The 12,138-nt window shown below is 56.0% G+C and carries 12 protein-coding genes and 1 pseudogene; 4 read left to right on the top strand and 9 right to left on the bottom strand.

Annotated elements, in window-relative coordinates:
- The 3 genes and pseudogenes from ABS758_RS10340 to ABS758_RS10330 all read right to left on the bottom strand — a co-directional run.
- A pseudogene (locus tag ABS758_RS10340) lies at positions 1-463 on the bottom strand (hypothetical protein); the annotation flags it as partial.
- A gap of 9 nt (positions 464-472) precedes the next feature.
- Positions 473-2,428: a hypothetical protein gene (locus ABS758_RS10335; RefSeq protein WP_350382307.1), complete on the bottom strand. Its 1,956-nt coding sequence runs from the start codon at positions 2,426-2,428 to the stop codon at positions 473-475.
- Positions 2,429-2,447: 19 nt separating this feature from the next.
- The gene (locus ABS758_RS10330) at positions 2,448-3,041 is read right to left on the bottom strand and encodes a hypothetical protein (RefSeq protein WP_350382309.1); all 594 of its coding nucleotides are present in this window, start codon (positions 3,039-3,041) and stop codon (positions 2,448-2,450) included.
- 581 nt (positions 3,042-3,622) lie between these two features.
- Here ABS758_RS10330 and ABS758_RS10325 point away from each other — a divergent pair.
- Together ABS758_RS10325 and ABS758_RS10320 are read left to right on the top strand one after the other, a co-directional pair.
- Entirely contained in the window at positions 3,623-4,429 is an 807-nt protein-coding gene (locus ABS758_RS10325; RefSeq protein WP_350382311.1) for a motility protein A, read from the top strand.
- The gene (locus tag ABS758_RS10320; RefSeq protein WP_350382313.1) at positions 4,426-5,661 is read left to right on the top strand and encodes an OmpA family protein; all 1,236 of its coding nucleotides are present in this window, start codon (positions 4,426-4,428) and stop codon (positions 5,659-5,661) included. Before ABS758_RS10325 ends, ABS758_RS10320 begins: the two co-directional genes overlap by 4 nt.
- A gap of 67 nt (positions 5,662-5,728) precedes the next feature.
- Here ABS758_RS10320 and ABS758_RS10315 read toward each other — a convergent pair whose 3' ends face one another.
- Positions 5,729-6,025, bottom strand: a complete 297-nt coding sequence (locus tag ABS758_RS10315; protein WP_350382315.1) for an acylphosphatase — start codon at positions 6,023-6,025, stop codon at positions 5,729-5,731.
- Positions 6,026-6,115: 90 nt separating this feature from the next.
- On the opposite strand from ABS758_RS10315, the gene ABS758_RS10310 reads away from it, so the two are divergent.
- Positions 6,116-6,880 carry an SDR family NAD(P)-dependent oxidoreductase gene (locus ABS758_RS10310; RefSeq protein WP_350382317.1) on the top strand — a complete coding sequence of 255 codons (765 nt, stop codon included), beginning with the start codon at positions 6,116-6,118 and terminating at the stop codon, positions 6,878-6,880.
- A 58-nt stretch (positions 6,881-6,938) separates the two neighbouring features.
- Here ABS758_RS10310 and ABS758_RS10305 read toward each other — a convergent pair whose 3' ends face one another.
- A complete protein-coding gene (locus ABS758_RS10305) occupies positions 6,939-7,733 on the bottom strand; it encodes a bestrophin-like domain (RefSeq protein ID WP_350382319.1) in 795 nt (264 codons plus the stop codon).
- A gap of 130 nt (positions 7,734-7,863) precedes the next feature.
- Here ABS758_RS10305 and ABS758_RS10300 point away from each other — a divergent pair, with 130 nt between their 5' ends.
- Positions 7,864-8,682, top strand: a complete 819-nt coding sequence (locus ABS758_RS10300) for an RsiV family protein (RefSeq protein WP_350382321.1) — start codon at positions 7,864-7,866, stop codon at positions 8,680-8,682.
- Positions 8,683-8,688: 6 nt separating this feature from the next.
- Here the strand turns inward: ABS758_RS10300 and ABS758_RS10295 are convergent, their stop codons facing one another.
- From ABS758_RS10295 to tmk, 4 genes are all read right to left on the bottom strand, one after another.
- The gene (locus ABS758_RS10295; RefSeq protein WP_350382323.1) at positions 8,689-9,561 is read right to left on the bottom strand and encodes an ankyrin repeat domain-containing protein; all 873 of its coding nucleotides are present in this window, start codon (positions 9,559-9,561) and stop codon (positions 8,689-8,691) included.
- Between the two features lie 69 nt (positions 9,562-9,630).
- Positions 9,631-10,413, bottom strand: a complete 783-nt coding sequence (locus ABS758_RS10290; RefSeq protein ID WP_350382325.1) for a TatD family hydrolase — start codon at positions 10,411-10,413, stop codon at positions 9,631-9,633.
- A gap of 23 nt (positions 10,414-10,436) precedes the next feature.
- The gene (gene holB, locus ABS758_RS10285) at positions 10,437-11,480 is read right to left on the bottom strand and encodes a DNA polymerase III subunit delta' (RefSeq protein ID WP_350382326.1); all 1,044 of its coding nucleotides are present in this window, start codon (positions 11,478-11,480) and stop codon (positions 10,437-10,439) included.
- Positions 11,477-12,136 (bottom strand): dTMP kinase, encoded by a 660-nt coding sequence (gene tmk, locus ABS758_RS10280; protein WP_350382327.1) that lies wholly within the window; start codon positions 12,134-12,136, stop codon positions 11,477-11,479. Before tmk ends, holB begins: the two co-directional genes overlap by 4 nt.
- Between the last annotated feature and the right edge of the window lie 2 nt (positions 12,137-12,138).

The raw sequence follows: 12,138 nt of genomic DNA, 5'->3' as shown, positions 1-12,138 counted from the left end.
AGGGGAAAACTTGTTGTTCTTGCTCATGGCTCCATTCTCTCAAGAAATGAAGCCTCCTCAAAACCCGGTGTGATTCAATGTCTGCCTTGATATTATAAAATAGCAAGTCTGCATGGGTCCGTTTGCTTAGTGCGTGGTTCACGCCCTCCAAAAGCAATCTGAACATGTGCGCGTCTGAAGGTCGTAGGTTTCGCCTCGCATTGATTCGCACAATATGAAGTTTTGGGAACTCCAAAAGAAGCAAGGCCTGAACTGTCTCTGCACAGGTCGTTTTGCCCATACGAGGGCTCGCGTAAAGGTATACACCTGTTCGCTTCATCCATACGCGCTCACGGATGATGGCATACGTCCGCTCCAGCATGGGGGTTGGCAATCGATAGTTTTTTTCTAAAATTGGATGAGAATTGAGAAGAGCTGCTCGCTGCTCTGTCGTGAGTTGATTGACCATTTTCTTATCCAGCATGGTCCTCTCCTATCGCCGATTTTTAACTAACCGCAATATTGGAGCGTCCGTGTCCATCAATGATCGGCGCTGCTTGCTCGTTGATGAAGCTTTTGGGGCGACTATAGAGTTTTCTCGGCCTAGTTCTGGTGCAGTCACTATTTTTAACGGGAGATTTGCCTCTTTGGCAATTCGAGTGGCGTCGGTTGCCTGTTTTCTTGGCACTAGACTTGTTGAGCGCTGCTTATGTTGTACTGAAAGATGAGAAAGATAGGCACGTACGGGATCGTCAAACTCAGACACTACAAGAGTGCGCTTGGACATGAGACTGTTAATCGCCTTGCGTGTGCGGCGACTGTGCTTCGAATTTGACCACCTTCCTTTAGCAGTTAGAAAACCTAATTCCGCACCATTTTTTAAAAATGCTTTCACCTGACGCATATCGTCTTCATCAATTTTGATCAGCAATTTTTCACCGATTAAATTGCCAAGCTCGACTAGCACAGGACTGGTGTAATGAACCCGATCAAGCTGAATATAAGGTCTACGACCGTCCTTAACACTTCCACGAACGGTGGCCTCTTCGGTAACCGACAACATGTGCGTTTCCCCTGTCTCTGGCAGCGTACGAAGCATGAAACCTGAGCTCTGATTATCCAGAAAATGCCTGATGTATTCGAATGGCGTAAGAAGGGAAATGCCTTCGCAGGGAGTCACATTATGCTGGGCGATGTATACATCGAGCATTTGCTCCGCTTCCTCGGCTCGAATTTTGTAGCGCAACGCCTTGGCCTCCCCGTCCGGAGCCCTGCCGTTATAAGGATTTGATCCTGTCGTGGAGGGCAGGCGCTTAAAAAGATCATCTGCTATACGCCGAAAGGTGCGCTCTACGTTCGGTCGTCTCTCGAAGTGCCCGGGAGCGCCCCAACTAATGACAAAGCCAAGCTGCTTACGAACACGCTCGTAAACGGCGCGCGATAAATGAGCCAATGCCCCGTCAAACAGAAGCAAGTTCCACACGGCGCCATATGCCTCTGGAATAACACCGCTAGGCAGCCCTCCCCAAAGCGGATAATTAAATGGCAAGGTGAGTGCCTTAGGCTCCCATTTTTTCGTTATAGCATCCCGAATGACCTTCAAAACGTTATCAGAGGTCACTTCACTGCGGTAGACCACGTCATAAGCGATTACAGCCGTCGAAGCCCGGTCAACTGCCGCTATCAGCCACAAACGCTCCAGGAGAACTTCCGTTTCCGTTCCCTCAGGTGTCCGGAAGGCAACGGTAAGATGAGCGTCAATCCTATAGGAGTCTATTTCCACTACATCATAAGGCTCTTCAAAAGTAAGAAATGGAGCATGCCCAGTTCCTACGTTCATATGTGCCTTTGCTGTAGGCCCTTCGCGAGATATAACAGATTTGGTGAAATTTTCATTTATCACATACCTCATATATGCGTAAATCGTACGCAGCCCGAGGTGCTGTGTGGTAAAGGGCCATTCCAACTCAGAAACGCCTTTCGCTTTTACACACTGAATGAAGAGGCGGTGCAGGTCCTTTGCTCGGATCTTGAATTCGGGGATCCGCTTAAGCTTCCTGTCCTGCCTAATGCACTTTACGAGATCATCTTCGATGTCCGGAAATCGCATCAGCAGAGCGCCTAATGCCCCCGATTGCCCACCCTGCTGATGCTGCCGCTTTGCTTTCAATTCTGCATTGCGCTGGTAAGGCCTAGTCCTTATGTAGGGAATTAAGGCTCGGAATCCATAAACAGCACCATCCGGCGCCATCTGTAGACATTTTTGCGCCATTCGCGCGAGGCCGTACCGATTCACTCCTGTCACACGCGTAATTTTCTCGACCGGCTCGTCCGCGAAATATAGCCGCATGGCTTCTTTGCGGGCAATAAACGTTTGTGCCTGTTTGCGAGTCATTCCATCACTATTGACGGTCGGCCAAAGCGCAGTTGGTAGCGACGATGCCAGCATGGATCTTCTTGTCCTCATATCAAGGCCCCTTGACCCGCAGCATCCAAGGTGTGTAATACCCAAAGCCATTGGCAGTGAGGTCTAGCCTGATGTGCCCCTTAATACAAAGGCGAACGATTAAGCCAAGAATAACGGCTGGCTCCTGCTCACATACTTCAGCCTTCGCCAACACCTGCCCTACATCCCCATTGCCTTGCTGTCTAAAGTACTCAAGCAGCAAAAGTGTCTGACGGGTGTATTCTCGATCGCGCAAGGCAGACGCAAAAGCGATGGCTTTGAGCCATCGCAGGCTAGTTTTTACAAAAGGTTGAAGATCTTCATCGGTAAAAACCCGGATATCTGTAGGTGACGCGTTATCGGCCGAGTCCTCATTTTGAAGCTCACGTGCATCGCAGTGCTGCTCAGCCTTCTTCTGCCCGAGCTGATGTCTTACCCACGTACCGCTAGATAACAGAACATCGACGAGGCATAAGCGACTATCCCCACTATTGCCTTCCGACGTAAAAGTGAAGCCGTGCACCTCTGGATCTGTTTCCAGGTAGTGAACCCAATGCACCAGGTGCCTGTCGCTAGGCAACACCCAGTCCTGGCCTGTCTTTACGCTATAGACCACGAAAAGGTTGCTGCTCCTGTGTCCTCGCCCTCGATAAGCTTCGAAAAGGCGTAGGCGCTGAGCATTGCTTGGCGATAGATGTTCGTTGCTCAGACGAACCTCCTTCTTCCGTGCGGAAAGCGGGAAGTTGGAAATAGCGAAGATGCACAAGTGCACATTCGCACCGTGTCGCTCCCTCCCCCCGCAAGTCAACGGGCTTTCACCGAACAGCGCAGGTAAGGGTCATACAAACTCGAAGGATTATTATGCGCCCATCTTGAGCAATCAGCGTATCGAATTTGAGGAAATTACATGGCGGTTAGTACCCGCCCTCATCGCGTTAGTAGTTGTGCACGATATCGACAGTCCAGCATCCATGTGGGGAATTTAGTTCCTTTTCTGCCGTAAAATGAATTAGCACCCAATGATTTGGGAACTAAACTCCCCACCTAAAGACACAGTCAACATTAAGTTATCGCTGTAACCGATTAATTTAACATGTTTTTTATATTATGAAATGTGGGAAGTTTAGTTCAGCGTGCTCAAATTAGGACTCAAGGTAAGATGCTGGTTTACGGTAACTCAGGCTGCCTGCTTTTGCCATGCGCATCAATCCCTCCACCCTGATCGGCATCGTCACCAGCATTTTGCTGCTGGCACTCGTTCTGGCGCTTTCAGCCGACGATCCGCGTCTGTTTATTGATTGGCCGGGGCTTGGCATTGTTCTGCTGGGCACTGCCGCTGCAACCTTCATTGCGTACCCTTTGCGCGAGGTCTTGCGCATTTTCGGATTAATGGGCAGCGTGGTGCGCCACGAAAAACTTCACGCCGAACGCGATCTCGAAGATCTGGTCGAGATCTCCAGAATCTGGATGCAAAGCGATATCCGGGCTGTAGAGAGCGCCCTGGAAAAAGTTTCCAATCCATTTCTGCGCAGCGGCGTGCAACTGGTCATCGATAACGTCCCCGAACAAGACATCATCGATCTACTGCAATGGCGCATGGCCCGCATGAAAGCCAAAGAACAGGCAGAAGCCCAGCTATTCAGGATCATGTCGGGTTTTGCACCTGCCTTTGGGATGGTCGGCACCTTGGTGGGCCTGGTCAACTTGCTGTTTTTGCTGGGTGGCGGCGATATCAGTGCCATTGGACGGCAGATGGCGCTGGCCCTGATGACAACCTTTTACGGTGTGCTCCTGGCCAATCTGGTGTTCAAGCCAATCGCAGTCAAGCTCGAGCGACGCACCGAGCAGCGCCTGGTCCTGATGAACACGATCACGCAAGGCATCTCGATGATGAGTCAAAAGCGCAGCCCGGCGATGATGCGCGAAACACTCAAGGCCTTCGTCGCTGACGTGCAGGACGAAATCAAAGACAGCGCTCCCCGCACACACACCCAATCCTCATGAAATCTGGTCCTGTCGAACTCCAACCCGCCCGCGAGTTCATGCAGCGCATGCAGGAGCTCGAAGCCGAGCTGCAACGTGCACGGAAGGCGGCCCATCGCCACAGAACCAGCCCAGACGCCACAGCACGCTGGGGCCTGGAGCCCAGGCCCGCACCAGAACACGAGGAAGGCTGGTTTCTAACCTACCTGGACATGATGACTTTGCTTCTGGTCGTCATGATCGTCATGCTGGCCTTCTCCGGCGGGCTGGTTGGCGGGCTATCAGCCCCCGGCGCGCCCGGCCGGCCTGCATCGCCCACCCTGACCTCAGTCGCACCTGTCACGGGTAACCACGTCTCTCCCGCACCGGCAGCATTGCCTGATTCTCAGGCCGACACGGCCTCTACAGACATCCCGGCGCCCGACACCACGCTACCCTACCCGGCTGCACCAGAAGCCGCGTTCGAGCAATCGGCATACCCAGACCACGCAACCGCAGTGATCGCTTCCGCTTACCCGACACCGGCCGATCTCGCACCACCACCTAAACCCCAACCCCCGGCAACTCCGGCGCCAGGTCCTGAACCCGCAGCAGCCAGTGCGGTTTCACCCGATACCCCGGCCCCCAACCAACCAGCTACCACGCAGGCACCCACGACACCTGTGGCTGGCAGCACTGCCGCCCAGGCAACCACAGCTCCAAAACCCGCCGTTGCACAAACTACGGACACCCCCAGCCACGCACCAGCCAATCCCCCTCCAGCCAAGCCTGCCGGCCCATCAGAAGGCCAGGCATTGGCTGCCGCCCTACCCCTGGACGAACTCGGCAGCGAAGTCGAGGTTGTGGTCAACCAGCGCTCAGTCAGCCTCCGTATCAATAACGAGATTCTCTTTGGTACCGGACAGGCTGACCTCAGCACCCATGGATCTGATGTCCTCAAGCGCATGGCTGAAGTTCTGGCAAAAGGCGGCTACAACATTGTTGTAGAGGGCCACACAGATTCGATTCCGGTGCGCGGCAACGGGCGATATCCGTCAAACTGGGAGCTCTCGACTGCACGCGCAGGCAGCGTGGTGCGGTATCTGTTGGCCAACGGCGTGGATAAAGCACACCTGAAAGCAGTGGGCTACGCGGATACGCGCCCCATCGCCAGCAACAAGGATACCGAGGGTCGCGCAAAAAACCGCCGGGTTGAACTGGTGATCGAAAAGCCGGCCGCCAATGACAAGCCGCTTGAGCACGAGCAGCCTTAACGCTTAGCCGCCGCAAACTTGGCACACGTCCGGCAGCTTATCCACAGACGCCAAATGCGCACAGAGATCAGATCTGCTCGAAGCGCTCGTAGAGCCTCTCGGTTTGAACCTCTTCGTGGTGCACTTGGTTCACCCGTGCGGCCGGCGGCCCCTGCAGCAGCCAGGACAGCATCTGGTCTACGGCCCCGTGAGGCCCTTGCAGCAGTGCTTCTACGCGGCCGTCGGGCAGATTGCGAACCCAACCTCCCAGTTTCAATGCGTGAGCCTGCCGAACAGCAGCCGCCCGAAAGCCGACCCCTTGAACCTTGCCTTCGATCAGGACAGACAGGGTCTCGATGGAATGGCGCGTATGAAGAGACTTCATGGTGGTGTCAATGGTATCGTTGTAAATTGCAGCCGCCACACAGTGGCGCCTGTGGCTTGCTTAGGCGATATTTTGACACAAGGAGATTTCATGGCAGGTTCTGTCCCTCGCGTTGCTCTGGTTACTGGCGCATCCGCTGGCTTTGGTGCAGCTATCGCACGGCGACTGCTGTCTGAAGGCTATACCGTCATCGGCGCTGCGCGGCGTCTGGACCGCCTGCAAGACCTCCACGCCGAGCTCGGAGAGCGCTTCAGCCCGATGGTCATGGATGTCACCGATCCAGCGTCCGTCGAACAAGGCTACACCTGGATACGCGAACGGTTTGCAGGCCTGGATGTTCTGGTAAACAACGCCGGCCTGGCCCTGGGAGTGGCGCCGGCCCACGAAGCCAAAATGGCCGACTGGGAACGCATGATTGCCACCAATGTTCTGGGCCTGACACGCCTGGTGCATTGCGTTTTGCCGGATATGGTCAAGCGCAATCAGGGACACATCATCAATATCGGTTCTACCGCCGGTAACCACCCCTACCCTGGCGGCAACGTTTACGGCGCCACCAAGGCATTTGTACGCCAGTTAAGCCTGAACCTCAGGGCAGACCTCTGGGGTACCCGTGTCCGGGTCACCAACATCGAGCCCGGCCTGTGCGGTGGCACCGAATTCTCTTTAGTGCGGCTGGGCGATCAGGCACACGCAAAGGCGGTGTATGAAGGCACGGATCCACTGACCGCTGATGATATTGCCGACGCAGTGGCCTGGGTGGCAACTCGCCCCGCACGAGTCAATATCAACACACTCGAGCTCATGCCCGTGTCGCAGGCCTTCGCTGGGATGAAGATACACCGCGAATCCTGATCTTTAAGGTGGCGTCGGCATCCGCCAATGCCACCGGCAACAAAACACCCCAGGCGCGCTAATTTTTCAGCAACATCAGTGTCAGCGACCGTGGCTGGATGATGGTGGAGCCTGTAAAAGGCCTGTCATACGAGGCAATCAGATACAGCGTGGCACCAAACCCCAAAGAAAACAGAATCAGTGCCAGCACCATCGCGCGTCGTTGCAGTGCGTGAAGCTCGCAGATCACGCAAGCAGCTACAAACAACAGCACCAGCACCGCAATCCACTTGGTGGCCACCACTTTCCCACTGGCAACCAGCAAGCGCTGATTGCGGGCTTTTTCGATCTCTTGTGTGTAATGACGTAAATCCATAGCAGCCAGGCGCCAGCCAGTGCGCTCAGGGCCTGCGTCTGCGGCCGCCACATCCACCTGAACCGAGGTTTGTTCCAGGGCGTCAAGCAAGCTCTCCGCCTTGGCGCTAGACTGCCCGTTGCCCATCAAGGGCCACTCTTGCTCGACCACCTCACGGATATAATCGCTGACCAGACCTGTTGCCTGGTCGAGGAGCTCGGGCGGAAGATGTTGTGCCACCCGCAAAGTATCCGACACTGCAATGGCTTCTTGCTCAACAGCGATCCGGCCACGGTTTTCCTGTTGCCAGACATCTGATGCCACAAAGGCAATCACCAGCCCCGCCGGCAGCAAAATACCCGATAACATGGTGTTGACCATGGCGGTGCCACGACGATTGGGCCAAGCCAGGCGAAACAGCCAGATAGCCCCCCAGGACAGGACGGTAATCAGGCCCACGACCATCACACAGAAAATAAACAAAAGACTATCAGGCAACTGATACATGAAGTCGAACATGCGGTCTCCCCAAGCCGGCTGTGGTAGATTCTGAAGCATATTGCTACGGCGCTCAAGATATACCGGCATATTCTGTTTTAGCCTGGCACCGGCGCAGTCACCTTCACGTTTAATCAAGGGATACTGGTACATGCATACCCTTCAGCGCACCCGCTCATCACGATCCTGGCACCTGGGTCTTGTCTTGCCCCTGGCTCTTGCACTGTCTGCGTGCGCCAGCGGGCCACAGGATGGCGCACCATTGATTCCGGCAGAAACAGCCGAAACCACTGCCGCAGACGGACTGTTTGCACAACCCGTGAAATGGTCGGCCAAGCGGCCTGGCTGCACCGGAGAATGTCCAAAGCTGGTGCTCGACTCGCTCGCGTTTCCTGGCCATCCACAGCTCACCACACTGATAGACCACGCTCTGGCGGCCATGACCTGGCTGGACACTCAGCGTCAGGCACCCTACAACACCGTGCAGGCGTATCAAGAATATTTCTGGAAAACAGCAGGCCCCCGTGACGAAACCGACCTGATTGCCAAGCTTCGCTATCGCAATACGCGATTAACCGTAGTTGAGCTCATTGCCGGCCAATATCGCACAGGCATGGCGCACGGCATGACCGGCACCCAGCTGATTAATTGGGACAACCAAAGCAATCAGGTACTGACAATCGACCAACTGCTTGCCCCCGGCGCCCGGCCGGCGTTTGATACCGCATTAAAGCAAGCCCACAGCCGCTGGCTGCAGGCCCACCAAGACGCCGTACAAGACATGGACAGCTTTGCGCGGATGTGGCCGTTTGTGAGCAGCGACAATGTCGGCCTGACAGACCAGGGTCTGCTGGTGAAGTATCAGCCCTACGAGATCGCTCCTTATGCCTGGGGCCAGCCGGAGATCATGATCTCCTACCCGCAGTTGCGGGGCATCCTGAAATCCCGCTACCTGCCGCCAGGTAGCTAAACAAGGCTAACGCGCTGTGTTGCTGTCCTCGAATCTTCCCAGATCGAAGTAGCGCGAAAAAGAATCCGCATCATCGCTGGAAGTATCGGGTGCCTGCATCTGGCCCTGCCCGGATGCTGTTTGCGGGGCCATCGTATCGCTGTTTGTTCCTGCACCCTGGCCCTGGCGCGCACGGGCCTGCTGCACCCTGTGTGCAGCTTTTTTCAGGCTTTCTGCCAATGCAGTGTTATTGCGCTTCAATGCCCAATCCACGGCGGTTTCTCGGGCTGAATTAAACATGGTGGGATCGGCCCCGTGTGACAACAGCAATTGGACAGTGTCTGCCTTGCCCCACAACGCAGCCATCATCAACGGAGTAGTGCCATCAGGGCCCGGCGCGTTAACGATTGCGCCGCGCCGGATCAGCATTTTTGCCGTCTCCAACTGGCCCTTTGATGCCGCATAATGCAACGGTGTCCAGCCAAGCCGATTAACCTGTGCACCCACCTGAATCAATGCAAGCGCACGTTGGGTTTCACCCAATATGCACAGGTACATCAGCGCGGTTTCATTGTGCGCATTGGCCAGATCAACCTGCACGCCAGGTGCAGATTTGAGCAGATCAAACACTTTCCAGGATTGCTCTCGCGCAGCCTGGGTAAGGGCTGGGTTTCCCAGAGCATTGAAGGCGTTGACATCGACACCGCGCAACAGCTTGGTTTGCACCTCAGACACATCGTCGCGGCGGATGGCAGACCACCAATCGGCGTCAGGTGCTTGCGCGGCCTGTACAGTGGCCGCCCAGGCAACACCGCACAACAGAAGCGCCATCAGCCAATGCATGACAACACGTTTGCCAGATTGAATCTCTCGGCAGAGCAACATTTCTTTGGATGTCATCGGACGGTTCTCTTGCTGGATTGAACACAGGTCCACGGATACCACCCCAGAGGGAAACCGGCGGTATGCTTAGCTGTGTGCGTCGATCTTGTTAAACAGTGTGAAGAAATTGTGTGTGCTGGCATCGGCTATGGCAGACACCGGGGCACCCCGAAGCTCGGCGATTTTTTCTGCGACATGAATCACCCTGGAGGGATCATTCATCTTGCCACGATATGGCACGGGCGCCAAATAGGGAGAGTCAGTTTCGATAAGCATGCGATCCAGGGGCACTTTTTGTGCAACCTCTTGCAGAGCGACCGCATTTTTAAACGTGACAATACCCGAAAAAGAAATATAAAAACCAAGATCCATCGCTGCCCGGGCAACCTCCCAGGACTCGGTAAAGCAATGCATCACACCGTTATCTGCCTGCTCTTCACGCATCAGGCGCAACGTATCCTCTGCCGCCGATCGGGTGTGGATGATCAGGGGCAAGCCTGTTTTTCGTGCCACCCGGATATGCGTACGGAAACGGTCTCGTTGCCAATCCAGGGGCTCTGGCAGCCGGTAGTAATCCAGGCCGGTTTCGCCAATCGCCACCACCTTTGGATGCCGGGCACGCTGCAGCAGGTCTTCTTCGGTGGGTTCAACACCGTCTTCATCATCGGTATCATTGTCGGGATGTACGCCCACCGAGGCATGCAGGTGCGCCTGGCTCTCGACCAAAGCCATCAGCCCGGGCCAATCGCGCAAATTGACGCTGACAACCAGCGCGTGCCCAACCTGGGCAGATTTCATGCGTGCCAGGATATCGGGCAACTGGGCCTGAAGATCCGGGAAATTAAGATGGCAATGAGAATCCACGTACATAAAGCAGCCTGAAGCAAGAAAATTTATTGGGCCCTGACAGTGTAAGGCCTCACTGCCTGCAGCAGACGTTCGGCCGCATAATCACCCAGCAGCTTGACGTTTAAGGGATGGGAAACCAGCCCCCGCTGTGTTTGCAGCCACTGTCCGGTACGCGCCAGCGCCAGCGGATCCAGTTTGACAGCCAGCGCCTGGATCTCTTTGCTTTGCCCTGGGTAGTACCGAATCCCCAAGCCATGCGCCGACAGCCCCAAATCCACCCAAAGCCGTTGAAAGGCATCTACCCAGACAGCAGCATCTTCTGCAATTAGGGCGTCGGCCAATTGGCTGCGCGCACCATGATGCGCAGCCAGATCCAAAAACAGACGAATGAAATCCGGCACCGCAGCGTGTCCACCTTGTGCCAGCTGGTGCGCCAACAAAGGAGCGCCCCCTGCCGCGGCCAGGTACGCCGATGCATCCGCCACGCCATGCGCCTGCAGCCACTGAAGTGACTCTGAAGTACCTGGCACTGGCAGGGGCAAGCGCCGGCAACGGGACACCAACGTGGGCAAGAGCCGATCGGGCGCCTCTGCCACCAGCAAAAAAACTGTATGCGCGGGAGGTTCTTCGAGGATCTTGAGCAAGGCGTTGGCGGCAATGGTATTCATCGCTTCGGCCGGGTACAGCAAGGCAACACGCCAGCCTCCGCGGTGCGTGGCCATGTTGAACCAAGGCAACAGCCCCCTGATTTGCTCGATACGGATGTCCTTGGAAGGCTGTTTCTTGCTGGCCGCTGCCTCAGTATCTTCCGGCGATGCCCCTTCTTGAGCAGCCACCGCATCGGGCCGTATCCGACGAAAATCCGGGTGGTTGCCTGCCTGTAACCAGTGGCATGCCTGGCATTGGCCGCACGCCACGCCCGAGGCAGAATCTTCACACAGCAAGCTGGCTGCACCGGCCAGGGCAAATTCCAGCTGACCGATCCCCGGCAGCCCATGGATAAGCCAGGCATGGGCAAACCGCTGCTGCTGGGACAACCACTGGCTCGCCAGGGCCTGCTGCCAGGGCAAAAACGCTGTCATGCTCATGGGCGACCTGTCAACGTGCCATCCCGCCCCTGCCACCGGGATACCAGAACCTGCAAGGCTGCCGTCAACTGCCGCCGCACGTCTTCGATTGAACCACAGGCATCAATCACCACGAAGCGCCCTGGCTCTGCCTGTACACGCTCGTGATAGGCCTGACGGGTGCGTTCAAAGAACGCATGGTCTTCCTGTTCGAAGCGATCTGCGTGGGCTCGCCCGCTTTGCAACCGCTTTTGTGCGATTTCCAGCGGCACATCAAACAAGAACGTGCAATCAGGCCCCAGGCCTTGCTGCACCCAGTGCTCCAGCTGAGCAATCGCCGGAGCTCCCAGTTGGCGCCCTCCGCCCTGGTAGGCAAAAGACGCATCCGTGTAGCGATCGCAAAGCACCCACTGCCCCCGGGCAAGCGCAGGCTGTATGACCATGCGCCAATGTTCGTTGCGAGCCGCAAACATGATCAGGGTTTCAGTACGCAAGTCCATGGGCTGGTGCAGCACAAGCTCGCGCAGGTGCTCGCCCACTGGTGTACCACCTGGTTCGCGGGTTTCGATCAGCGAGATCTCTTGCACCTTGAGCCAAGCGGCAATCCAGGCTACATGGGTACTTTTACCCGCTCCGTCGACCCCCTCGAGGGTAATGAAACAGCCTTGCTGCGCCATTG

The sequence above is a fragment of the Castellaniella sp. FW104-7C03 genome, assembly GCF_040276085.1.
In the GTDB taxonomy this organism is placed as follows: Bacteria; Pseudomonadota; Gammaproteobacteria; order Burkholderiales; family Burkholderiaceae_B; genus Castellaniella.
The sequence above is the reverse complement of the archived record's forward strand: the minus strand, read 5'-3'. Positions and strand labels throughout refer to the sequence as shown.

What these genes read in the sequence shown, in the direction of transcription:
- ABS758_RS10290 (WP_350382325.1), bottom strand. Translation starts at nt 10,413, where the DNA reads ATGTACGTGGATTCTCATTGCCATCTTAATTTCCCGGATCTTCAGGCC.
- ABS758_RS10310 (WP_350382317.1), top strand. Translation starts at nt 6,116, where the DNA reads ATGGCAGGTTCTGTCCCTCGCGTTGCTCTGGTTACTGGCGCATCCGCT.
- holB (WP_350382326.1), bottom strand. Translation starts at nt 11,480, where the DNA reads ATGAGCATGACAGCGTTTTTGCCCTGGCAGCAGGCCCTGGCGAGCCAG.
- tmk (WP_350382327.1), bottom strand. Translation starts at nt 12,136, where the DNA reads ATGGCGCAGCAAGGCTGTTTCATTACCCTCGAGGGGGTCGACGGAGCG.
- ABS758_RS10300 (WP_350382321.1), top strand. Translation starts at nt 7,864, where the DNA reads ATGCATACCCTTCAGCGCACCCGCTCATCACGATCCTGGCACCTGGGT.
- ABS758_RS10305 (WP_350382319.1), bottom strand. Translation starts at nt 7,733, where the DNA reads ATGTTCGACTTCATGTATCAGTTGCCTGATAGTCTTTTGTTTATTTTC.
- ABS758_RS10335 (WP_350382307.1), bottom strand. Translation starts at nt 2,428, where the DNA reads ATGCTGGCATCGTCGCTACCAACTGCGCTTTGGCCGACCGTCAATAGT.
- ABS758_RS10325 (WP_350382311.1), top strand. Translation starts at nt 3,623, where the DNA reads ATGCGCATCAATCCCTCCACCCTGATCGGCATCGTCACCAGCATTTTG.
- ABS758_RS10315 (WP_350382315.1), bottom strand. Translation starts at nt 6,025, where the DNA reads ATGAAGTCTCTTCATACGCGCCATTCCATCGAGACCCTGTCTGTCCTG.
- ABS758_RS10295 (WP_350382323.1), bottom strand. Translation starts at nt 9,561, where the DNA reads ATGACATCCAAAGAAATGTTGCTCTGCCGAGAGATTCAATCTGGCAAA.
- ABS758_RS10320 (WP_350382313.1), top strand. Translation starts at nt 4,426, where the DNA reads ATGAAATCTGGTCCTGTCGAACTCCAACCCGCCCGCGAGTTCATGCAG.